Here is a 21,938-nt window from a genome sequence, read left to right on the forward strand (position 1 = left end):
TATCCAAGAGATTGAACGAAATCGGGTACGAGAGTTCAACTCAAACGAAAGAGATATTAGGAGATCAGTTTGCAGGAAAGGAGATGCCTGAGTGAGAGTGATCGATTTGTCGTTGCCGATTGCCGACGGAATTCCCGTTTATCCCGGCGATCCGGAGGTAAAAGTCAAGATAACGCACACCTACGAGAGCCATACCTGGGAGCTGCGTCAGCTTTCGATGGGTACTCATACCGGAACACATGTAGACGCGCCTTCACACATGCACCCCGGTGCCGCGACCTTGGATGAGCTGCCATTGGAACGGTTTTTCGGAGCATCGCGCTTAGCACGGAGCGAAGACCCGACTTGGCCGCAAGGCCGGGGTCTGTTTTTTGCCGAATCCGTCGGACTAGAAAGCTTTGAACGATTGGCTGCGCTGCGACCGCCGTTCGTGGGGGGCGAACTGTCCGAAGAACTGGAGAGGGCGTTGTTGGGTATCGGAATTGTGACGTACACGGGGCTGCATGGTTTGGAACGTCTTCCCGGAGGAACCGACTTCATGTTTTACGGATTTCCTCTGCGCATCGTCTGTGGCGACGGATCCCCGGTACGGGCCGTTGCGGTGGTGGAAACTGAAGACTGAAGACTGAAGACACACATTTCAGTACAGCGTTGAGGTAGATGAATCTTTAGTTCATTTGGCAGTAGATACAGATCTAATTAATGTTCTAACATAGGAAGGTACCTCTTCTGTGTGGTAGTGCGTGACTTCGACACTCTCGCTTTACCGAACGAAGAGGTGTTTTTTTAGGCGTGTCAAGTTGTTTTTTAGATCCAAAGTGCCAATATGCGGGAAACAAGAAAGTATTACGCAGGTATTTAGAAGAAAGGATGATAGAAATGTCTAATGGTAACCAAGCTCGTCCGCCTGCCGGTTCTATTAGAGAAGCTGGTCGTTATCCGATCGACCTGACAGGTCCTCGCAGTCACACTCTTGTTATTGAACCCGGTGTGGGCAGCCTCTCCATCGGACCGTCGCAATTGGGGAAGAAGGCAGATCTTCACGTCGCGACTGAAACGCACATCGATTGGACCGTACTTGATGCCTTTGCCACTCCGGCAGGCTCGCCCTGGCCGCGATTTCTGTACTATACAGGCAGTGACGCAAGTTTCTTCGACTGGGCGCAGAAACGCCCCATTGAAGAGATGACTTGGGTTCCGAGCCTGTCTGCAGACACGGTAGCGGACGCCAGCAAGTCCATTTTGCATGGCTTGTCCATCAAGCTGGACAAGTCTGAGAGCCGTTTGCAAATTAAGCTTCCGAAGAAGCAGTTCTTTGAATATTTCCGTCTGAGTGTGTCCGGCGATCTATCACGTTTCTCTGCCGCCGGCGATATGCCGTATTCTCTGACGCTTGCGCCGCGGACCAGCCGACGTAAGACTGATGATCCGTACTTGCTGCCTGACCTGGGTGAGCTGCATCAGGTGACGAACCTGACGCTCAGTAACGCGCCGCTTGGACAGCCCATCTCGCTGGAGTGTCTAAACCGGTTCCCAAATCTTAATTCACTGAGTTTGTGGGGGAACTTCTGCGATTTGGACTTGTTGGTTCGACAAGACCGGCTAACGAATCTGGAACTGCGCTTTATGCCTGATCTGGGCGACTTGCCACCCTTGAACGCGTGGCCGCTGCTTGACAGAATTATTGCCTACAATGTGGAAGAGGTATCGGGCAAGCGCCTAAAGCAGCAAATGAAAACAAGGGCTAACGTTCGCCCATGGAGCGGACATGCTTCCGTAAGCCAATTGCGAAAGCCTGAGTGGTGGACGACCGAGTACGGCCGCCCATTCTCTTCCTGGCCTAAACGACTGGCCAAGCCGGCTAACGAAGCTTACGACGTTGCACAGACGGCATTGGCCCAGGCCCGCAGCTTTACAGATGCCGAGGCAGCCATCACCGCATTCACCGTTCGCTTCAATACCCTTAAGGGTATCGAAACCACGGAACGAGAGGACCTTGGTGAAGCGGTATGGCAGCTAAGCCAGTCCGACAACCTGATCGGCCAGCCTATACCGGAAGAGATGGCTCAACAATGGTTCGATGCAGCGCGCGATTACTGAATGAAATGAGATATTTGTAAGGATGCATTCGCAAAGGAGTGTTGACCGGTGATCACCATTTATGAGGAACAGCGAAAAGGAGCGGCGGCTGACACAACCGAGTATTCTCATGCATCGTTTGATAAGTGCATGGAAGTCATTCGGCGGATGGACGGCTTCACACGCAGTCAGGTTACGATCCGGCACATGGAGAACACCATCATGATCGGCGGCGGCAGTAACGAGTTCATTGTTACAGTCGAGACAGGCACTACGATTCACAACCTTCTCAGCACACCGGAGGAAGATGATGAGTTTATCGAGCTTACAGTAGGCGGCCAAGCCTGTGAATTTCCGCAGAAGTACGTCGTAAGCCTTGAGCTTGTTGAAACTGCGCTCCTTCATTTATTGGCGGATTCATCTACGGAGCTGCACTGGGAAATGATTGAAAAATAAGGAGCGGAGAAGAAAGCCATAATGCTCGCTGCCCTTATGCTAGAGTCGCAACTTGCGGGTAGTTTGTGATGAAGCGTACAACCTGCTCCTGGCGAGAACTCCCATCCCCAAAGGATTGATCGATCGTTGATTCATTGACAAAGGGATTTCCCGGTATTATACTCGAATGTAGCTTGAATACTAAAATTTTTACGGACGTGGACTTTTCTAGAGTACGCTCTATTTTCGCCACGCAATTGTCGATGGACAATTGCGTGGTTTTTTTAATTTTTCAGCATGTATATCGAGGAAGCGGCTCTAATTCTCGGTAAACGCGCTTGTCACTAAACTTATGCTTGCGAAGCCGCTTTCTTCGAAAGCGTTTAGGACGGCGAGGCCTGTTATCCTTGTTCAGAGAAAGGGTTGATCATCGTGAAAGCTTGGCATTATGCATGGTTTGTTTTTTTGGGAGGCTGCTGTTACGGGGTGTTGTCGACATTTGTGAAGCTGGCTTACGAGTCAGGTTATTCGGCGACAGAAGTAACGGGCGGCCAATATTTGTTCGGAACTTTGCTGATCTGGCTGCTTGTTTTGTTTACAAAAAGAAGGTCGATCGCGTTCAAGCAGGCAGGCAAACTGCTATTATCCGGAATTCCTTTCGGTCTAACCGGCGTGTTTTATTATCAATCGCTGCAAACCCTACATGCCTCGATGGCAATCATTTTTTTATTCCAATTCGTTTGGATCGGCACGCTTTTTGAGCGGGTCTTTCATAAGAAAAAGCCGTCCATCGGAAAAATGCTTTCAATCGCCATTCTGCTTGTCGGCTCCGTTCTGGCTGCAAGCCTGGTTTCGGACAAAGGAATCGTGCCGGCATGGGAAGGAACGGTTTGGGCGCTGCTTTCGGCTCTGACGTTTACGACTTTCATTTATCTTAGCAGTTCGGTCGGGAGAGAAACGCCGCCCCTTCTGAAAAGCGCACTTCTTTCAACCGGCGGTCTGATCGTTGTTTTTATATTGTTCCCGCCTTTGTTTCTGTTCGATCTGCCAGTTTTGACGGGCGTTGCTCCCTACGGATTGCTTCTAGGCATATTCGGGGTCGTTTTGCCGCCGCTTTTGTTTTCAATCGGAATGCCGCATATCGGACCGGGACTCGGTACCATTTTGGCTGCAGCCGAGCTTCCGGTAGCCGTAACCATGTCTTCGCTGGTCTTGTATGAGCATGTGAGCTTGTCGCAATGGTTCGGGGTTGCCCTCATTTTGGGAGGAATCGTAGCGGGCAACATCACGCGTTCGAGAAGTGTGATATGATACTTAGAGGATTTTGGTTGCGGAAAAACAGGCAGGATAATGGGCATATATCGCAATTAACGGCAAAGTAATGAGCGATCGAAATGAATCAGCAAGTCATTTACAAGATTATACTGGATCTCCGATGACGTAAGAGGCTGTCTCACAAGGATGGCCTTTTAAATATTCGCTAAGAGTAAAAATACCCCCACGAAGTAAAGCGGATTTCGCCGATCTTTGTAACTGCTTGAACGAAAGAGCGGATAGCTGAGTAAATGAAGAACCCTTACCAGGAAAGATAGCCTCTTGATGAGAGGCTGGTTTGTACTGGGTAAGGGTTTTTGCTATTCGTCGCCCTCTTAACGGTATACGTTGTTCAGTCCGGGATGAAACGAAAATGATGTCGCGGGGAAGCGGGTATGCGTAAGGAAGGGCGTCCGCTAATCCAAAAACGAAGATAAGTCCATCCGTTTGCGGATGAACTTATCTTCTAAATCAATTTATGTTTATACCATTTGTCGCCTTTAAACCGCCTGTAGAAAATAAAGCTGCGTACCCCCCACTCGGCGACCATAGCCGACCATACCCCGATTAAGCCGAAGTTAAGCGTAACGCCCAGGATGTAGCCGAGCACGATGCGGAACAGCCACATTGACAACAAGGAAGCGATCGACGTATATTTCGAATCTCCCGCCGCGCGTAAAGCGGACGGCAGAATAAAGCTGGCGGACCACAAAAAAATCTCGGAGACCGCAAGCAGCAAGATCAGAATGAAGATCGTCGGAATAATTTCTTCCGGCGGAGAGAACAAGCGGACGAGAAATGGAAACAACGGAAGCAGTAAGGCTCCAACGGCCACAAAAAAGATCGAGGAAAGCCAAAGGAACGACCGGATGAATTTCCTGGCGTCCTCGACGTTTTTCCGTCCGATACACTGGCCGACAACGGTCACGATCGAGATGCTGAGCGCCGCACCGCCGACCTGAAATAACAATGAGATCGAGTTGCCGATCGCATTCGCTGTTATCGCAAGCGTGCCGAATTGGACGATAAACGTTTGCGTAAGCAGCTTGCCCCCGCTGAAAAACATCTGTTCCGCGGCAAAAGGAATGCCGATGAACAGAATCTTTTTCAAGATGGAGAACTGGAGCGTAAGCGCGTTGCGGATCCGAAAGCGTAAAGTATGATTGTATTTGACCAGATAAAGCAGGGCGGACGCCATTCCCAATACACGGGCTGCGATCAAGGAGATCGCTAAGCCGATGACTCCCATATCGAAGAAAATGATCAAGATCAGATTCAGCACGAAGTGCGTTAGATTCATGATCAGCGACAAGGCCAAGCTCGCTTTGGTGTCGGAGACACCCCTTAAAACGCCGGTCACTGCTTGATAGATTCCGTAGAACGGGTAAGAGATGCAGTTTGCGATCAAATAAATTTTCGCATAGTGCAGAACATCGGCTTCCGCAATTCCGAATAGAAAATTCAAGGCCGGTCCATGAAAGGAAATCATCAGCAGGCATGTCAACACGGATACGATTGTAACTGCCGAAATGGCCTGCGAGGCAGCCGCGTTCATCCTATCCGGATTGCCGCCGCCCTTGTACTGCGCTACGATCACGGTACCGCCCGTCGCGATCGCGACAAAGACGTTCATAATAAAAATATTAAGCGAATCGACCATACTCACCGCACTGACTGCGGCCACTCCGGAGGAGCTGACCATAGCGGTGTTCAGCAGGCTCATCACGATAATAAAAGCCTGATCTACGAATATCGGGATGATGATCGCGATGATTTGTTTGTAGTCGATCGATTCCCCGGTAAAATATTTGTTCAAATACGCAACGGCTTTTTGCTTAAAACGGATTTGTTGCAGCTGGTTCGGGTTCGGCATAAGTCATCTCTTCTTTGGATGTGGTTGTCTTGCGGAAAGAATGGTATTGAATCATTAACTACTATCATGCGTAATTGTTGAAACGAAGTCAACACGGAAGGGGAAATTGAAAAGCATTAAATGGAATAGGGTGGGAAATTATTTTGCGACTCCTGTCCAGATGTTGAACGGGTTGTGTACACACTAATGTTTGCACCGGGTCAAAAGGGATTTGCATTATTCTGGCGAACTAATCAAGTGATTTACATAACATGGAATCACGATTGAGGGGGAGAGAACATTGAGTCTATTAAGTATTGATCATCCAGAGAATCACGGACTTCCTTCTGTGGTGCTAATGCGTTTTTTTGACCGGATCGAGCCTCAAACAAATCCTTGAAGAAGGATATCGTCGAAAAACTCAAGTGTGATACAGCTAACGGGAACATTAATTCAGAACCGAAAGCCGGGTGGATAATGAAAATAACTTACGAAATAAAAACACTTCAAGAATTTAAGGAACTGCCCCTGATTTCAAAGATCGGAATATGCTTGTTTTTTTTAAGTGGCCTTTGGTTCGGAGGAATAATAATATGTAAAATTTTCAATATAGAAATCCCTCTATTTTTCATGAAAGATAGTCTTATATTCTTGCCGCTACTTGTTAGCTTTTTCAGTTTAATTATTGCGATTTTATTTGATAAAAACAGAAAAAAAAGAGTTAAAATCGGACCAAAGCGTCCCTAATTAGATAGTACAAATTTGTTTCCTAAGGTTGTGATAATATGATAACGAATTTTAATTTTGGAGGTAAAAAAATTGAAGTGACACTTACTTGGAAGGAAATCAAATATTTCCTTTTTAATAAGAAAAAATGTACAACTGGGAGCAAAGCTTTCGTTGATAATGATTTCGATGGAAAAACAGCCAATTTTCAGACTGAACGAATAATAAGAACATATGCATATCGTTGCAACAACTGTAATGTTACGAATTCACTCGAATCTTTAATTGAAAAATAAGAATTGTCTTTTCTACATACATAATTAATTTGAATCGAATATAGTTCGGAGTGATTTCTGATGTTTGAAATTAAATATGAAATATTTGAAGATGACGTCGATGAGTTTCGTTTAATTGACCTAAAGACTTTTAACAAAGAATATAATCAAATTTACGGCTGTTTTACCATTATCGTATATGGAATTGAATATCTGCCGTATCCATCTTCTGAAATGCGATTAGAGACCAAACGCGTCTATTCTGAGTTAATTTTGACTCACTTTAATTTTCTAATTGATGTGTATTACCAACTTCAAAAAAACTGCTACGCCGCGTTAAAATATATTGAAAATTCATGGACTTGGCTTGAGTTCATACAAGAAGGAAATGAACTTGTCGTTAGTCAGCTAAATCTTGAATTAAAAGATGGTCCAATAATTCGAACTGATAGAGAACTTTTTATTAATGCAAGAAGAGAAGAAATTATCTATGAGAAAATTTTCTGGGGAGATTTTGAAAAAGAACTTATTACAAAATCCAAGGAATTGATAAAAACAATGCAAGAGCTAAATGAAAATATTCTTTCATCAAATTGTTTTTCCAAGATTATACGATTTGCAGTTTATGGATAATCTTATGGAGCGTCATGACCGTTAAAGGGCCGGTATCGCTGCGCTGGGAGCGAGCGGGGTCCGGCTTCACGGCCAGCATCTCGTTGCCGAACGGCGTCGCGGCAACGCTTGTTCCACCGCTGGATCTTTGGCGCGTCAAGGCGATTACGATTGATGGGCAAGCAGAGATCGGCGCCTATGTAGAGCACGCGCCCACTGGCATGTGCCCGTGGAGGCGGGCGGCAGGCATGTCATTGCGATTGCCACATCCGTTTAAGAATAACCAGTGTAGTATGCTTCGTTTTTATATTTTTTTTCTAATTATTAGTCTAAGGGTTTGGAAGCGGGTATATAGCGCAATCCATTATTTTTAAATTCGGTGGACGGCAAAATGGATTTCGAGAATGAACCAATTATCCTTCATTCGCGCATTCATTTTTCCGTTCATTTTTTCTACAAGCTTTTTGGACAAATAGAGGCCTAGGCCGCTGGATTCGGTATTTGTTCTGCTTGCATCCTCCGTATAGAAGCGTTCGAATACTTTTTCTATCGCGACTTTACTACCCGGCTTGATGTCATTGCTAACGCTGAATAACAAATAGCGATCATCCGGCTCATAGCGGACGATAGCTTTGCTATCGGCATAACGAAGCATGTTTTGCACGATGTTTTGGATCACGCGGACAAGCATTACGGAATCGGCAATGATTGGCGTGTTTACGGCTTGCTCGGGGAACTGAAGTTCAATCTTCTTTTCTTCAAACTGCTCATAGAAGGACAAGAAAGTTTCCTCAACCAAACTGGAGAGGGATAGTGAAGACAATACGATTTCCTTTTGGTTCGTTTCAATACGGGCCAGGTCGTAAAAGCGGTCGGCCATTTCCATCAGACGCCGGACAGAGTGTTCGATGATGGTTAAGTATTGCACCTTCTTCGTTTCATCCGCGGTCGCATGCAAGAGCTGAATATATCCGTGGATGGACGTGAGCGGTGTCCGCAAATCATGAGATAACCCGGCGATGGACAGTCTCACGTTTTCTTCCATCTGCTTGGCCTGACGATTTTTTTGCTCAAAAGCTTCGATCATTTGGTTTAATTCATCGACCAGCTGCATGAGGGACTTCTCGCGAAAATCGACATACAGCTTACTGCCGTAACCGGCGCTAATCGGTATTTCCTTGGCCTTATACGTTAGCTTTCGCAGCTCCCGCTTCAAGAAGAAGAGATAAAGAAGAAGCGTCAATGCCAGGAAACCAAACAGCCATCCCCACATCGCATGCACGCTCCCTCGTCACTCAAATTTAAAGCCTATGCCCCAAACCGTTTTAATGTAGTTCCGGTCATCGATGTTAATCTTATTGCGTAAATTACTGATGTGCATATTGATCGTTTTGTCGCCGTCCCCAAAAGGCTCCTGCCAGACGCTTTCATATATATTGGCTCGGCTGAATACCTTATGCGGATGGTCTAGAAACAGCTGAAGAATTGCGTATTCCCGTCCAGTCAGATGGACAGGGCGGTCATTGACGAACACTTCGCGCGTGTCGACATTTATGCGGATATTTTTATAATGCATTTCTTTCCGATTGCTGACTGGAGCGTATGTTACATGACGTAATTGTATATGTATTCGCGCAATCAGCTCCTTCACATCGAACGGTTTTGTGATGTAATCGTCCGCTCCGTTCGTCAAAAGCTCCAATTTCGAATGTTGATCGGTTTTGGCCGAGATGACGATGACGGGAATAGAGGAACGAAGCCTAATATCCCGGAGGAATTGTTCGCCATCCATCCCCGGCAGCATTAAATCCAACAGAACGAGATCCACCTGCTGTTGTTCGAATAACAATTTTCCTTCCGTACCGGAGTATGCGCTTAGCGTACGAAAGCCATGCAACTCCAATGCTTCCTTCAAGAGCGAATGAATGGAACTATCGTCTTCCATGATCAAAATCGCCGCCATATTGATCGACCTACTTTATGTCCGTTCTTGTGAACAGAAGAATTCCGATAATTGATGATAGCACAATGGTGATGAAACTGACTAACATCATCTCGGGATATCTGGCGATATCCGCCGGATTCGCGAAATCGGAATAGAACAGGAAAGCTTCCGCAAACCAGTATGTGATCTGTTTAAAATGTTCAGTTTGTTGGAAAACCGGAGCGCCGAAGCCTGTCCCAATGGTGTAAACAAAACTCCAAACCATAGAGACGCCGCTGTTTTTGGTTAGAAAGCTCAGCATGACATAAATCGACACGTTAGCCAGTATCAACAAGTACAGAGTGATAAACGTTTTTACAGCATAGCTGAAGTAATGGTTTATCTCGGCAATTTCGCCGAAGCCGAACGTTATGGAGTAGCTGATCATCCCAAACGTGGTTAAGACGATGGCGCCAATTAACGTAAGCAGTGCGGATGCTGTAAGCTTGGATAAATAAAAATGAGTACGGCTGCGGCCTAGCGACAACGCATTGCGAATCGTTCCATTTTGAAATTCGTCCCCAATAAAGAAACTGATAAAAACGCAAATTACAAGTAAAACCGTCAATCCGTTTTTCTCCATCATCAGAATGCCCGTCGCTCCATTAATGACGGTATCAATGGATTGGACGAGCTCTTCTCCATAATGAACGACTAATTGACTGTTTGCCGCTTGCAAGATCGGAAGAAGCAATAAAATGCCCAGGACAATCCAAAGCTTTTTGCTTCGAAGCAATTTAATTTTCTCGGCAGCCAAAAGATTAAGCATGATCGGTTCCTCCCGTTACCTGCAAGAAATAATCCTCGAGTTTTTGTCTGGTCGTACCAATACGCATCACCTTCACGTCAGCTAAAACTAACGATCGATTGATTGCCGCGACATCGTTTAAGCGTTCGTAGATCCTCATTTCATTTCCGGAGACGACATCATAATTCCGTATCCCTAATTCATCAAGGACGACGACTGCCGCTTGAACCTCGGTTGTTTCTAATTCAATGTATTGACGAGATTCACTTGCCAGCTTCTCCCGAGAAAATTCGCTGATCAGCCTGCCATCATGCAAAATGCCGTAATGCGTAGCGACCTGAGAAAGCTCATCAAGCAGGTGACTGGAAAGCAAGACGGTGATTCCGCGTTCCGTTACCAAACGTTGAATGATTTCCCGCATTTCCACAATGCCAGAAGGATCAAGGCCGTTAGTCGGTTCGTCCAGAATTAAGAACTCCGGATTTGTAATAAGGGTGGAGGCGATCGCCAGCCTTTGGCGCATGCCCAGCGAGAAATTCTTCGCTTTTTTGCTGCCTGTATGCTCGAGGCTCATCAAGCGAAGTAAATCGTTAATCTCCCGATTGCTCACGCCGCCGTTTGCCGCTTGTACTCGGAGATTTTCTCGAGCCGTCAAATCCGGATACAGTGCCGGCGTTTCAATGGATTGTCCCATTTTTCTGCGCGCACGCTGCAAGCCCTTCATCCCCGTCTCTCCGAACAGCTCGATGTCACCCTCGTTAATCGTAATTAATCCCATAACGGCGCGCATAAAAGTCGATTTGCCCGCACCGTTTTCCCCGATCAGGCCGTAAATCATGCCTCGTTTAATTTCGATGGATACTTTATGGAGCGCTTTGTGTTTCCCATATATTTTTGAAATATTGGTTGCTTTCAAAATCGTTTCTGCCACTCATCTCATCCTTTCGAAGTTTATATGAATGCTTATAGGATAAACGGCCGGTATAAATAATGAGACTGGAAAAGTGTAAAAAAAGTATAAAGAAATGAAACCGCTCCGAGAGGGGGGGATGATTTCAATAATATGTCACACATCCCTATGGTTATTTATGGGAGAATACATTTACATACATCCATTCTGATAACGATAAGACTTAACAGGAGTCAAAAAGGAGGAATCATCGATGTGGATTGGAAGTGCAGCTGTTTGTTTGGATGACAAAAACCGGATTTTGATGATTCAGGGTAAGGATTTAGTAGAATGGGCCGTTCCATCGGGCGGATTACAAGAAAATGAAAGCTTAGAGGATTGTTGCATTAGAGAAGTAAAAGAAGAAACAGGGTATGATGTACAAATAATTAAAAATCTCTTCATTAAGGAAGGACAAGCGGAGGGAGGAATTCACTATCAAACCCATTATTTCGAAGTAAAGCTTATCGGTGGCGATGCCAATATCAATGACCCGGATGGATTAAATATATAATATTGGCTGGTTATCGTTAGAACAAATAGTTGGAGCTAAACATGCATACCCGGAGGATAAAGATTTTCTAATAAAATACTTATGAGAAAAAGTACTGAGTCAGAGTGAGAGCAGCGCGGTGAACCGTACCAGGAAACGGCTCCTAAGTAACAAATCAAATCTTCCTAGCGACTATAAAATACTCCTGAGAACTTTTCTTCAAGCAATCCGATTCGACATTAGTAAAATCGCTTTCCCCAATGGTATCAACTAAATATCGCATTTTAAATGATTTTGTATACGGCACTAAACCAACTTTACCTGCAAGGAATAACAAACTTTTTAGAAATAGCTTTTCTCCTATGCATGGCGTTGCGGAAATCAATAATCCTCCTGGTTTCAACAGTTCATTCATTCTTCGTAGAACGATATGTTCATCCTCCAACAAATGCAGAACGTGAAAGACTAGGATGACATCCAATGAGCCTTTCTTAAACCTTTCATCAAAAATGGTTGAGTGGGCATAGCTTATATTCGCAATGTTTCGCTCTTTTGCCTTTTTTTCTGCAATTTCAATCATATTAGAAGAGATATCAATCGCATGAATTTCTTTCACGTATTCTGCAATTTCATTAGCTATCAATCCAGTCCCGCAGCCATAATCCAAAACAATGTCGCTCATATTGAGATGCGTTTTCGTTCTTTTTATTATGTTGATGTAAGTTTGTTCATCCTTCATCTCTACTTGATCATATTTACTTGCCGTTTTGTCCCAAAAACGTTCTGATTTCTTCATTTCAGTTACACCTTCTTTCTAAGATACAAAATCCTTTTCCGCCCGATCGTTGAATCCTTTGAAGATGAGCCATATAGCCAACACCAATTGTTGAAAGGCTATCGGCATGTTCAACATCATGTAAGTTGCATCCAGACCGATGAAGCGAATCATAAATAATAAGCTTGCCAATATGGACAATGTAGATCCAATAAGACCCGAAACGGACAACCAACGTGGAACTAATTTTGTTTGGTAAAAGATGCAGGTAAACAACAACATAGCCAAAACAAAAGCCAGTGTCGTCGCCACATGGTTCACTAAATCACGTCCTACCCGTAACAATTCGCCCAGGATCTGAAAATTCGAACCGTTTGGAGGTCCAGCTTTTGCAAACTCGAGGCTTAATGTCAACAGCAACAGAAGAATGATTACACCGATAATAATGAACACACCCGCGATGATACCGAATGCGGCAGATCCAAGAGCCAACCTTTTATTATGCTTGCTTAATATCGGATACATCACAATAGGAATACCAACATATGGAACAACCATTAACAACTGAAAAAACGCACCTGCCAGTACCTGGTTTTCATTTGTAGAAGCCTTGACAAGGTAGTCTGTACCATCTATAACAGGGACTACACTAAACACGCCTGTAACCAAACCGGCTAATAATAACACTCCGGTCATTACTGCAGACCTTCTACCTGAATTTGTAATCTTCATCAACAAAAATAACCTCCTTATCGTACCTATCTTTCGCGGAAGTTTGCGGGATGTGCGGATGAAGAGGGCAATTTTCACTCCCTAGTTTCAACCGCTTTTTATTGCTTATCCTCATATTGAAAAACCTCTTCGATGGACTTTCCGAACACACGCGCGATGCGAAAAGCCAACTCCAATGAAGGGGAATAATTTCCCTTCTCGATAGCTACAATCGTTTGTCGGGTGACCCCAGCCTTATCCGCTAATTGCTGCTGGGTCATTTCGTTATGATGAAAGCGGAGATTCCGTATATGATTGCTGATCGCATCCTTCCCCATGTCAAACCCCTTTTTTGTAGAAGTATAATTGAGCGATACGTCCCATTAGATCGGATAAAAAACCGAAGAAGATCAACAAAAGAAACGTTAGGTAAGTGGGAAGATCCGTAGCGAGCGGAACCATGGATAATAGAAACCCGAGGAAAAACACATAAAGCGAAATCCGGTCCGCCTTCAGTTCGATAATCTTATCAAACTCATCTTCAAAAGAAGGCTCATCTTCGTTCGTGGCGATTTTATTGAAGATAACAAACCCGATATGAATGATAATTTTAGCTACGATCGACACCGGCAGCAGCACCAGAATGAAGGAACCCCAGAAACTGAAGTCGCTGGCCGATGTGATGCTGCCTTCCTCGGCATTATTTATCGCGTATAAACTGTAGAGCGTAAAGATGAGTATACTGCTGATGATGGAAACGAAAACCTTTTTTTCTTGATAGGACATAATGACCTCCCAATAAATAACAAAATGTAAATAAAACTATACATAATGTAATGAATACCGGATCATATGTCAAGTATATTTTACATAGGGTTGTTCACAGGAATAGGCGCAGTCACGTTAAATACATGATCCAGAGGTGCAGAAGCTTGTTTATCCATAAATGAGGCGATCCGTAAAAATGTTGTTGACACGACACCAAATGGTGACCTAAAATAAAAACGTCACTAAATGGTGTCCAATTAGTCGTTAGCCATTTTGACAAGTGTAAATCCTCGTTTTATAGAAAAGGTAAACGGGTTCAGATAAGTGAGCGGTTTGAAAATTTTAATAGGAGGATGGGGGAAATGAGTTTTTTTCAAGATTTATTCTCCATATTTAAGAAGAGAGAACTATCATTTTTAGAAAGCCACAAAGAATCGGAAGATGTATATTCGTTTTTATTTGAAAAAGAGAAAGATTTAACCTGGAAAGCAGGGCAATATGGCTTGTTTAACATTACGCATAAGCGCATAAAAAATTCTACAAAACCATTTAGTATCGCATCTGCTCCTTCAGAGAATATTGTGAAAATAACGACGCGAATCAGCGGTGACCCAAGCGATTTCAAGAAAGCGTTATTAGAATTAAAACAGGGAATGAAAGTTAAGATGAGTGGGCCTGTAGGATCTTTTTACCTGAAAGATAACAGTCCTTCGCTTCTGATCGCAGGCGGAATTGGAATTACACCGTTTCGGTCGATCCTTAAACAATTAGAGGCGGAAGGGAAACGAGACGAGAAACAAAGAAAACTACTCTATTATGATGGCAAAAAGTCATATATCTACAAAGATGAACTTGATGAAATCGCCAACAACACATCGATAAGTGTCTCTTATCTTGATTCAAGAGATGACTTACAACAGGAAATGGATAAGTTTAACGCCTTATATAAAAACAATGGCAAATACTTTATAGCAGGATCGAAGTCTATGGTAGATTCAATTTCTAGCCATTTACAAAATCAAAATATTTCAAAACAAAATATCAAAAAGGATTCCTTTTTTGGTATTAGTTAAGGTGTTGGAATAATAACCGTACTCGGTAAGAAAACATCTTCTTCCTCAATGCGCCAATGCTAAATTATTGGATACGATAGTTGATCCGAGCTTGACCCGAATCAACATAAACCGGCTGCATGTTTGCAACCGGCTTATGTCAAGTTTGGACTATCCGACAAGGGAAACTTTTATGATCGATGAGCACGATCCTAACACTGCCGACAATCAAAGCTCTCCGTGCAGGCTAAACGGCACAAGAGCTTTTTCGATTCCATTAATAATAACGGCAAGGCGGTGTTCGCCGGGGTAATGTTTACGTGTTGTCAATTGTACGAAGCTATGCGTAAAGGAAACGGCGCACGCTCCGAAAGCGTACGTTTTCTCCGACAGCTTGAACAGTTTACGGGAGCTGCGGCCGTTAGCTTTAACGAAATCGATACCGTATTCGATGCGAAGCCGTGCGGGCTCTTCTCCGTGATTAACGAGCGTAAAGCCCATTGACGCCGAACCGCCGATCTTGACAGGATCCGGAACGACCGTCAGTCCGCGAACCTCGAATGCTTCCGCCGGAACGAAACCGAAGAAGCGAAGCGCCTCCGGATCGCACCGCTTGAGCAGCCCTCTGCAGCCGTGCCGGACGATCCAGTCGGTGTGAGGATGCCTGCCGTACCAGCTGCGGGCCGTTTCCAACACAAGCGAAGGGTGATCCTTGGCGATGTCGTTTAAGTTATTGGCTACGCTTCTCCGCACATACTCCGACTCGTCTTCCTTCAGCAGCTCCAGCAGCTCCAATACGGGACGAGGGTCCCGCTTGAACTTGCTAAGCGCCATTGCCCAAGGCAGGCGGGGGCGGCTTCCTTCACTCGCCAGCCGGCGAACGTGCTCGTCCGGGTCTGCTGCCCACATCTTCAATTGCGCTAGCATAAGAGAGGGATAGCGGACGATAAACGGCCGGACGGCGAATTCCGAGCTGGAATACCTGGTGAACAAGGCCAGCGCCTCGATCGAGGCTTCGGGATCCTCCAGACCGTACACTTCCACAAAATCCGGATACATCATGTAAGGGAGTCCGCGGCAATCGACGGCGGCTCGTTTCAAAATGTTGAGCGCCTCCCGATAATCGGCTGGAAGCGTCGCGCGCAACGATTCGGATATCCGCCTCATCCGCTGTTTGAGCGCAAGCGGCTCCCAGTTACCCGCATAAACGAGCTCCAGAAACGTCCGCTCCGGAAAATCCGAATACTCCGCCTTCAGCTTCCCGGTCAGCTTCTCGAAAAACGCCTCATTGTAAATCTCTTTCAACAGCTCGGCCATTTTGTGTTCACAATCCTTCCTCAGACATCTACAGTTACGGGAATGTATGTTCTCATGTCTTGCAGTATACCATATAATGATCTCCGGATGGAACTCAAATTCGATTTCCCAGTACGTCCAAAGGCTTGAAGGATATTAGGGGAGATGGGAATTTTCCCTTGTATAAAGAAATTATGGTATGATGTTTTAGATGAAAATTGTGGAAACAAGGAGAGGCGAACATGTCGAAATCGAAGGAATATTCGGAGTCGGGGAACCCGATCTATCGCTATAGCGATAGACAGCATGAATGGCGGTCTCCGGAGTACGGGGAAGAAGAATGGATCAAGAAAATTGAAGACCATGTGAGCCAGTATATCGGGGAATCCGATTCCGTTTTTCACGAAATCCTATCGGATGTCGTTCATATTGACGTACATGTCATAAAACCGGTTCCCGAACGCAATTATTATACTTTATTCACAACCGGCATGAGCTTTATGCCCATGAGTACGCCGGAAGGAGCGGAAGGCTTCGAATATGCGGAATTGATGATCTGCTTGCCGCCCGATTGGCCCATCTTGCAAGAAGATTTAGAAAATCCGGACCATTATTGGCCTATACGATGGCTGAAAATGTTGGCTCGTTTTCCCCACGACTACGACACTTGGCTAGGCTGGGAGCATACGATGCCTAATGGCGATCCGGCCGAGCCGCTATCGCGGCAAACGGGAATGAGCGGCATCATTTTGCTGCCCCCCCTTGAAGTGGACGAAGATTTTCTAACGTTAGACATGGAGGATGGGCGGACCGTCCACTTCTATTCCGTTGTCCCTCTCTATTCGGAAGAAATGGACTTTAAGTTAAAGCACGGCAGCGACCCGTTGCTGGATAAGTTCGAAGAATACGGCGTCAATGAACTCGTCGATTTGAAACGGCGCAATACGTGCGAAGCCGGCTAGAAGTTTGGGAGCAAAACCAGAAAGGTTTGACTAACTATAGTTGATTTCGTACGACTCGACTGAAGATCAGGAAAAATTCCTGATCTTTTTTGGCGATGTCAGATCAAAATCCGAATCACGCAAACTAAGAAGAGGAAAAGAACACGGGATAAAGAATTATTTTACTACCCTTATTAGCTGTGATAGGAGGAAGTTGTTTAATGGATAACGTTGAAGCCATTATATTTGATTTGGGCGGAACATTGATAGATTACGAAGGTTTTCCTCACTATTGGGGAGATTATTATCAGGAGGCTTTAAGAACTGTCTCAGACAAATTATTCTTAGATCTAACAGAAGAACAAATTAACGTTGCGGCAGAAACACTTAAAAAATATAACCCTCGACTGTATCCAAGAGAGATTGAGTACACACCCAGATTTATTTTTACAGATGTTTTTAATGGATGGCGCATCGCAGAAAATAGGATTGACGCCGCAATTCGAGTTTTTTTTGAGTTCTTTCAACAAAACTTGATTGTGTATCCGGAAACGGAAAAAGTGATGAATGCTCTTAAAGCGAATGGTTACAAAATTGGGATCCTAACGGATGTACCTACCGGAATGCCTACGGAACTTATTATTCAGGATATAAGCTTGTTTGAGGATAAAGTCGACTATTTTTTATCATCAGTTGACTGCGGCTTTCGTAAACCCAATAAAAAAGGAATTGAAATAATCACACAGAGCTTTGGGGTTAGAACTCAAAATATTGCTTTTGTCGGTAACGAGATAAAAGACATAGAAGCAGCAAAAAATGCCGGTGCAATTTCAATCCTTATAAATAGAGTTGGAGAAGTAAAAAATTATGGCGAGGATTTTCAAATATCAAATTTGATTGAAATAATCGGCCTTTTGCGTTTGAACGAATAGACTAATAAATGATGGGGGCTGAGCATGTTTTTTAATAGAGGATGACCGGCGCATAGCCGAACTTTATGAGTCGGTTTTGGCGTAACAGTTTAAAGCCATTGATTAAAGCTAAAATGTGATCACTGACATACTGCTGTCAGCATTAGACTCTTATAATAGCTCATATGATATAACCTTGAGGAGGAAACTCGATTATGAGTGACACACAAACATTACGAGGGCTAGCTGCCAAGCGTCCCTCCATACTTCGAACACCCAGGATATGCAGAAAGGAGATCCGGATTTGAGCAAAAAAGTAGATTATAAAAAAGATTTCAAGCAACTTTATTTGCCAAAACCGGCGCCTGAAATTGTGGTAGTACCGAGGATACCGTTTATTATGGTCAGTGGGTCCGGGAATCCTAATGGCGATGCATTCGCCAAGGCAACAGAAGCATTGTACAGTATGAGTTATGCGGTACGGATGTCCTACAAAAGTGATGATGTACCCGTTGGATATTATGAATATACGGTTTTTCCGCTCGAAGGTGAATGGGACTTGCTTGATCGGTCAAAACCGTCGACAGACAAAAACAATTTTAAATATACGATAATGATACGCCAACCCGATTTTTTGACAGAAGAAGGGTTCGAACGATTTTTGGAACAAACGAAAAGAAAAAAACAAAACCCTTTGCTTGAGAAAGTTCGTTTTGAGCATGTAGAAGATGGGCTGAGCTGTCAAATGATGCATATCGGAAGCTTTGAAGATGAGCCGGAAAGTTTTGCGCAAATGGAGGCATTTTGCACTGAACATGGATTTACCCGACTAAGCAAAATGCATCGGGAAATTTATTTATCGGATCCCCGTAAGACTGAACCGTCGAAGATGAAAACGGTGTTAAGATTCTCTGTAAGCAAGGCCTGAATATAACTGAGCATGATCCGGCTGATACGATTATTGAAAGACCGGATGCGGTCTTGAGGCTGGTAATAAATACGAAAAACTAAACAATATGTGAGAGCTCAAAAAACGGCCGCTGTTGATCGCGACTGTTCTTTGAGCTTTTCTTGTAACATAAAAATTCGAATTAACAATCGTTTATATAACATTAGAAATTCATGCATATGGAAACATTTAACTGTTGATCGGCGTCTAATACTGCAAAGATGCGAAGGCAGATCGTGATTATGCGCTGACGTTCTAGGTCGAAATTTTGTAAAGACTTAACAAATCAAATTTCGCATGAGGTGATGGTAATGAAAAGGATAAAGTGTGGTCTATTATTTTTTTTGGCAATCTTAGTCTTAATTGTTGGTTGTGAGAGTAGAGGAAATCACACGGAAGTTACAACAACGGATACTAAAGTAAGCGCTACAGTCAATCTCTCTGACAAGGAAGTTAAGGAAATCCTTGACCGGCTAATACCGAATGCATTAGAAATGTACGGAATATTTAACGGAACTGGATCGTTCAAAATCGATGCGACGAAAACGATAGCTGGTGAAGCGGGGTACGCCTTAGTCATGGACCCAAAATACAAAACAGTTGCCGATTTAAAACAAGCGGTGGAGGAAAGATTTACAAAAGATATTGCTCAAACGGTATTTTTTTCTCGTTACCTGACGCCGGAAAAAGACCGTCCTCTTTATAAAGATTATGAGGGGAAGCTTTATGTAGACAATAATAATGGAGGACACGGATGGGCAAAAAAATTCTTAATGGATACCGCTAAGCTAAAGGGACAAAAAGATAATGTTGCAGAAATTGAATTAGATACTACCGTACTTGACGAATCTTCTGATAAATTGACCATAAAAATCGAATTCGTAAATGGTAAATGGCTGCTGGGAACACGTCTTGATTAAACAATCCCATCCGTCCGCAATTCAATATACTTCCAGTATCCGGACTCAAATGTGCTGATATGTGTGGTTATAAAGCAGAGTCTCTTTGGGTAGAAGAAAAACCTGAGAATAAGGGACTTATTCGGGATTATGGAAAACGCTAGGTGTTTGAACAGTCTCAAGAAGGCGATACTATCAGATTACAGAATTACGGGCAAAAGTCGAATCTCTTGAAAAGGGTTGGATGAGCATGCTGCTCCTACTATATCAGAAAGGGTGTCCTTTGTTATGAAGCGTATAACGGAGATAGAAGCGCTGGCAGCAGAGATTGCTGATACGGCAAGAAAGACATTTCTTAGTCTGTTTAAAAATGGTGAACGTTATTATTACTGTACGTTATACACTACGGAAGAGGGACATGCGCCAAGTATTTCCGCCTGGTCGAGGGAGGCTTTGGAGGTGGAAGCGGCCAGGCAAGGAGACGCAAGCGACAAGCCGGGATCGACAATTGCGGAACTCATCAAATGGTCCTATGCCGATTCGCGTTATTGTTGTTTCGGGGATGAGAACTTCGATCACGTTAAACTACGGTTTGTTGAGCGTCCTTCCATTTCGGATCTTGCAGATGACGAAGGAAATCGCGAGTTTGATTTGAGGCTGAAGGCCATGGAGCTGGCGATGAAAATGCTCGATGATGAAGGCGTGTTTGCCTTAAATCAACCGCGAGAATCAGTATGCGTCCTTGTCGAAATCATGCCGCCCGATGAGATCAATACCGAAATCGCCCTGCGTTTGAATTGGGAGGAATCTCCGGCTATGCAAGCATGGCTGGCGGAAGCGGCGGAGTAAAATCCGCTGCTCAGAACTCCGGTCGTCTACTATGTTCCTTTTATATGATGGACGGAACCCCATAAAGCGATCAGGAATCTTTTATACGAACGACGATCAACAATAGGGTCAAGTTCTTGTTGTCATCCGACTGTCGGGGCACGAACTTGACCCTTTTTTCGAACTAAAGCGGGGGCCAAACGGACAGGCAGTTTAAATTAATCAGCGAAAAGCTTATAGGTTTTCAAAAGAAAGAAATAACTATAATCATTGTTTCGCTTGTAGTATTTTCAAATAATGGATTACTCTGAATGTATTGAGCAGACTTTATATCTGTGAGAAACGGAGAGTAGAAAAAACATGACGGTTTATTTTCGGCCATACCGGGATGAAAGGGATTACATGTCGGTCCGCAGAGTGATCTCTCATAAGTTTACAGACCCGAACCGCCGGTATTACCCAAGTCTAGGGGATTTTGATTACAACCGCGCCTTCGGCGGTGAAAAGTTCCTTCAAAATCTTACGCTTTGCGAAATCGAAAACGGGACCATAATCGGTGCAATTTGGTCAGGGCATTATCGCATTCTTTATTGCTTTACCGCGAATGGATACGTTCACCTGGAAGATGAAATATTCGCATGGGCGGAAAAACACTATTGCGGATCGTCACTTGAAGATCGGAACGGACAGGAAGTTTATATTTGGGGTTATGTCGAGGATAAGCCCCGGGTAGAGACGCTGAAGGCCAGAGGATACGAGCAGCATACTTGGTACATGTATTCCGGGGTAATGGATTTGGAAACTGCGAACCAAGAGCCTTGTTTCCCAGAGGGGGTCAAGGTTCGTCCGATTGAGACTGGTGATTTAGAGCTAAAGATCATTATCATGGCCGGTTCTGCTGGGTTGACTACGCCGGATATGGAGATTTACCGCCGTTTGATGTCTTGCCCAACATACCGACAGGATTTGGACTTGGTTATCGTGGATGCGGCGAATCAAGTCATCGGCTTTGCAAACATCTGGCTCGACAGCGCGAACAATATTGCGTTTATCGAACCGTTCGGAACGGCTCCCACACATCGAAGACGGGGATTCGCGACTAACCTGTTGTACGAGTGCATGCGCCGCTTGAAAGAAGCCGGCGTCAGCAAGCTCTACATCAATCATGGAGGAATGTGGACACTGGATCCTGAACCGGATGACGCGATGCGTGTTTACACTAAGGTCGGCTTTCAAGAACTCGGAAATATGTTTGTATGGTGTAAGGGTTCTTCTGACAGCACCAGCTAATGTAGATGACTGATTTTTATCAATTTAATTACAAAATCGGTCTGCTTATTT

Annotated in this window: 23 protein-coding genes; 13 read left to right on the plus strand and 10 right to left on the minus strand. The window is 44.4% G+C overall.

Annotation, left to right across the window (positions count from 1 at the left end; all coding sequences use genetic code 11):
• Nucleotides 1-91 precede the first annotated feature (91 nt).
• The 4 genes from DQG23_RS04060 (at nucleotide 92) to DQG23_RS04075 (ending at nucleotide 3,825) form a co-directional block, all read left to right on the plus strand.
• Nucleotides 92-622, plus strand: coding sequence for a cyclase family protein (locus tag DQG23_RS04060; RefSeq protein WP_113029486.1), 531 nt, complete (start codon nucleotides 92-94; stop codon nucleotides 620-622).
• Between the two features lie 257 nt (nucleotides 623-879).
• Nucleotides 880-2,100, plus strand: coding sequence for a hypothetical protein (locus tag DQG23_RS04065; protein WP_113029487.1), 1,221 nt, complete (start codon nucleotides 880-882; stop codon nucleotides 2,098-2,100).
• Between the two features lie 48 nt (nucleotides 2,101-2,148).
• Nucleotides 2,149-2,535, plus strand: coding sequence for an Imm1 family immunity protein (locus tag DQG23_RS04070; protein ID WP_113029488.1), 387 nt, complete (start codon nucleotides 2,149-2,151; stop codon nucleotides 2,533-2,535).
• Between the two features lie 411 nt (nucleotides 2,536-2,946).
• Nucleotides 2,947-3,825 (plus strand): EamA family transporter, encoded by an 879-nt coding sequence (locus DQG23_RS04075; RefSeq protein WP_113029582.1) that lies wholly within the window; start codon nucleotides 2,947-2,949, stop codon nucleotides 3,823-3,825.
• A 469-nt stretch (nucleotides 3,826-4,294) separates the two neighbouring features.
• Here the strand turns inward: DQG23_RS04075 and DQG23_RS04080 are convergent, their stop codons facing one another.
• Nucleotides 4,295-5,701 (minus strand): MATE family efflux transporter, encoded by a 1,407-nt coding sequence (locus DQG23_RS04080; protein WP_113029489.1) that lies wholly within the window; start codon nucleotides 5,699-5,701, stop codon nucleotides 4,295-4,297.
• Between the two features lie 1,061 nt (nucleotides 5,702-6,762).
• Here DQG23_RS04080 and DQG23_RS04090 point away from each other — a divergent pair.
• Entirely contained in the window at nucleotides 6,763-7,314 is a 552-nt protein-coding gene (locus DQG23_RS04090) for a hypothetical protein (RefSeq protein ID WP_113029491.1), read from the plus strand.
• 349 nt (nucleotides 7,315-7,663) lie between these two features.
• Here DQG23_RS04090 and DQG23_RS04100 read toward each other — a convergent pair whose 3' ends face one another.
• From DQG23_RS04100 to DQG23_RS04115, 4 genes are read right to left on the minus strand one after another with little or no spacing between them, the layout of a single operon-like run.
• Nucleotides 7,664-8,566, minus strand: coding sequence for a sensor histidine kinase (locus tag DQG23_RS04100; RefSeq protein WP_113029493.1), 903 nt, complete (start codon nucleotides 8,564-8,566; stop codon nucleotides 7,664-7,666).
• Between the two features lie 18 nt (nucleotides 8,567-8,584).
• Nucleotides 8,585-9,238 (minus strand): response regulator transcription factor, encoded by a 654-nt coding sequence (locus DQG23_RS04105; RefSeq protein ID WP_238177728.1) that lies wholly within the window; start codon nucleotides 9,236-9,238, stop codon nucleotides 8,585-8,587.
• 28 nt (nucleotides 9,239-9,266) lie between these two features.
• Complete coding sequence (locus tag DQG23_RS04110; protein ID WP_113029495.1) at nucleotides 9,267-10,046, minus strand: ABC transporter permease; 780 nt, start codon at nucleotides 10,044-10,046, stop codon at nucleotides 9,267-9,269.
• On the minus strand, nucleotides 10,039-10,956 hold the full coding sequence (locus DQG23_RS04115) for an ATP-binding cassette domain-containing protein (protein ID WP_113029496.1): 918 nt from the start codon (nucleotides 10,954-10,956) through the stop codon (nucleotides 10,039-10,041). Before DQG23_RS04115 ends, DQG23_RS04110 begins: the two co-directional genes overlap by 8 nt.
• A 232-nt stretch (nucleotides 10,957-11,188) precedes the next feature.
• Between DQG23_RS04115 and DQG23_RS04120 the strand changes: the two genes are divergently transcribed.
• Complete coding sequence (locus DQG23_RS04120) at nucleotides 11,189-11,488, plus strand: NUDIX hydrolase (protein WP_113029497.1); 300 nt, start codon at nucleotides 11,189-11,191, stop codon at nucleotides 11,486-11,488.
• A gap of 154 nt (nucleotides 11,489-11,642) precedes the next feature.
• On the opposite strand, the gene DQG23_RS04125 is transcribed toward DQG23_RS04120, so the two are convergent.
• The 4 genes from DQG23_RS04125 to DQG23_RS04140 form a co-directional block, all read right to left on the minus strand.
• Entirely contained in the window at nucleotides 11,643-12,263 is a 621-nt protein-coding gene (locus tag DQG23_RS04125) for a class I SAM-dependent methyltransferase (RefSeq protein WP_113029498.1), read from the minus strand.
• An 18-nt stretch (nucleotides 12,264-12,281) separates the two neighbouring features.
• Nucleotides 12,282-12,980 (minus strand): DUF4386 domain-containing protein, encoded by a 699-nt coding sequence (locus tag DQG23_RS04130; RefSeq protein ID WP_113029499.1) that lies wholly within the window; start codon nucleotides 12,978-12,980, stop codon nucleotides 12,282-12,284.
• A 92-nt stretch (nucleotides 12,981-13,072) separates the two neighbouring features.
• The gene (locus DQG23_RS04135) at nucleotides 13,073-13,291 is read right to left on the minus strand and encodes a helix-turn-helix transcriptional regulator (RefSeq protein WP_113029500.1); all 219 of its coding nucleotides are present in this window, start codon (nucleotides 13,289-13,291) and stop codon (nucleotides 13,073-13,075) included.
• Nucleotide 13,292: 1 nt separating this feature from the next.
• Nucleotides 13,293-13,739 (minus strand): hypothetical protein, encoded by a 447-nt coding sequence (locus tag DQG23_RS04140; RefSeq protein WP_113029501.1) that lies wholly within the window; start codon nucleotides 13,737-13,739, stop codon nucleotides 13,293-13,295.
• A 344-nt stretch (nucleotides 13,740-14,083) separates the two neighbouring features.
• Here DQG23_RS04140 and DQG23_RS04145 point away from each other — a divergent pair, with 344 nt between their 5' ends.
• A complete protein-coding gene (locus DQG23_RS04145; RefSeq protein WP_113029502.1) occupies nucleotides 14,084-14,794 on the plus strand; it encodes an FAD-dependent oxidoreductase in 711 nt (236 codons plus the stop codon).
• A gap of 207 nt (nucleotides 14,795-15,001) precedes the next feature.
• Here DQG23_RS04145 and DQG23_RS04150 read toward each other — a convergent pair whose 3' ends face one another.
• Entirely contained in the window at nucleotides 15,002-16,090 is a 1,089-nt protein-coding gene (locus DQG23_RS04150) for a DNA alkylation repair protein (RefSeq protein ID WP_113029503.1), read from the minus strand.
• Nucleotides 16,091-16,311: 221 nt separating this feature from the next.
• On the opposite strand from DQG23_RS04150, the gene DQG23_RS04155 reads away from it, so the two are divergent.
• The 6 genes from DQG23_RS04155 (at nucleotide 16,312) to DQG23_RS04180 (ending at nucleotide 21,887) form a co-directional block, all read left to right on the plus strand.
• Nucleotides 16,312-17,031, plus strand: coding sequence for a suppressor of fused domain protein (locus tag DQG23_RS04155; RefSeq protein ID WP_113029504.1), 720 nt, complete (start codon nucleotides 16,312-16,314; stop codon nucleotides 17,029-17,031).
• 200 nt (nucleotides 17,032-17,231) lie between these two features.
• Nucleotides 17,232-17,942, plus strand: a complete 711-nt coding sequence (locus tag DQG23_RS04160) for an HAD family hydrolase (protein WP_113029505.1) — start codon at nucleotides 17,232-17,234, stop codon at nucleotides 17,940-17,942.
• A 283-nt stretch (nucleotides 17,943-18,225) separates the two neighbouring features.
• On the plus strand, nucleotides 18,226-18,849 hold the full coding sequence (locus DQG23_RS04165) for a GyrI-like domain-containing protein (protein ID WP_238177729.1): 624 nt from the start codon (nucleotides 18,226-18,228) through the stop codon (nucleotides 18,847-18,849).
• A gap of 332 nt (nucleotides 18,850-19,181) precedes the next feature.
• The gene (locus DQG23_RS04170; RefSeq protein ID WP_113029507.1) at nucleotides 19,182-19,790 is read left to right on the plus strand and encodes a hypothetical protein; all 609 of its coding nucleotides are present in this window, start codon (nucleotides 19,182-19,184) and stop codon (nucleotides 19,788-19,790) included.
• Nucleotides 19,791-20,057: 267 nt separating this feature from the next.
• A complete protein-coding gene (locus DQG23_RS04175; protein WP_113029508.1) occupies nucleotides 20,058-20,618 on the plus strand; it encodes a DUF4303 domain-containing protein in 561 nt (186 codons plus the stop codon).
• Between the two features lie 339 nt (nucleotides 20,619-20,957).
• Nucleotides 20,958-21,887, plus strand: coding sequence for a GNAT family N-acetyltransferase (locus DQG23_RS04180; protein WP_113029509.1), 930 nt, complete (start codon nucleotides 20,958-20,960; stop codon nucleotides 21,885-21,887).
• The last annotated feature ends 51 nt before the right edge of the window (nucleotides 21,888-21,938 follow it).

Origin of the sequence: Paenibacillus contaminans, from assembly GCF_003285015.1 — a bacterium.
Taxonomy (GTDB): Bacteria; Bacillota; Bacilli; order Paenibacillales; family NBRC-103111; genus Paenibacillus_V; species Paenibacillus_V contaminans.

What these genes read in the sequence shown, in the direction of transcription:
- DQG23_RS04100 (WP_113029493.1), bottom strand. Translation starts at nt 8,566, where the DNA reads ATGTGGGGATGGCTGTTTGGTTTCCTGGCATTGACGCTTCTTCTTTAT.
- DQG23_RS04180 (WP_113029509.1), top strand. Translation starts at nt 20,958, where the DNA reads ATGACGGTTTATTTTCGGCCATACCGGGATGAAAGGGATTACATGTCG.
- DQG23_RS04110 (WP_113029495.1), bottom strand. Translation starts at nt 10,046, where the DNA reads ATGCTTAATCTTTTGGCTGCCGAGAAAATTAAATTGCTTCGAAGCAAA.
- DQG23_RS04160 (WP_113029505.1), top strand. Translation starts at nt 17,232, where the DNA reads ATGGATAACGTTGAAGCCATTATATTTGATTTGGGCGGAACATTGATA.
- DQG23_RS04155 (WP_113029504.1), top strand. Translation starts at nt 16,312, where the DNA reads ATGTCGAAATCGAAGGAATATTCGGAGTCGGGGAACCCGATCTATCGC.
- DQG23_RS04150 (WP_113029503.1), bottom strand. Translation starts at nt 16,090, where the DNA reads ATGGCCGAGCTGTTGAAAGAGATTTACAATGAGGCGTTTTTCGAGAAG.
- DQG23_RS04135 (WP_113029500.1), bottom strand. Translation starts at nt 13,291, where the DNA reads ATGGGGAAGGATGCGATCAGCAATCATATACGGAATCTCCGCTTTCAT.
- DQG23_RS04145 (WP_113029502.1), top strand. Translation starts at nt 14,084, where the DNA reads ATGAGTTTTTTTCAAGATTTATTCTCCATATTTAAGAAGAGAGAACTA.
- DQG23_RS04125 (WP_113029498.1), bottom strand. Translation starts at nt 12,263, where the DNA reads ATGAAGAAATCAGAACGTTTTTGGGACAAAACGGCAAGTAAATATGAT.
- DQG23_RS04065 (WP_113029487.1), top strand. Translation starts at nt 880, where the DNA reads ATGTCTAATGGTAACCAAGCTCGTCCGCCTGCCGGTTCTATTAGAGAA.
- DQG23_RS04140 (WP_113029501.1), bottom strand. Translation starts at nt 13,739, where the DNA reads ATGTCCTATCAAGAAAAAAAGGTTTTCGTTTCCATCATCAGCAGTATA.
- DQG23_RS04170 (WP_113029507.1), top strand. Translation starts at nt 19,182, where the DNA reads ATGAAAAGGATAAAGTGTGGTCTATTATTTTTTTTGGCAATCTTAGTC.
- DQG23_RS04090 (WP_113029491.1), top strand. Translation starts at nt 6,763, where the DNA reads ATGTTTGAAATTAAATATGAAATATTTGAAGATGACGTCGATGAGTTT.
- DQG23_RS04105 (WP_238177728.1), bottom strand. Translation starts at nt 9,238, where the DNA reads ATGGAAGACGATAGTTCCATTCATTCGCTCTTGAAGGAAGCATTGGAG.
- DQG23_RS04175 (WP_113029508.1), top strand. Translation starts at nt 20,058, where the DNA reads ATGAAGCGTATAACGGAGATAGAAGCGCTGGCAGCAGAGATTGCTGAT.
- DQG23_RS04120 (WP_113029497.1), top strand. Translation starts at nt 11,189, where the DNA reads ATGTGGATTGGAAGTGCAGCTGTTTGTTTGGATGACAAAAACCGGATT.
- DQG23_RS04080 (WP_113029489.1), bottom strand. Translation starts at nt 5,701, where the DNA reads ATGCCGAACCCGAACCAGCTGCAACAAATCCGTTTTAAGCAAAAAGCC.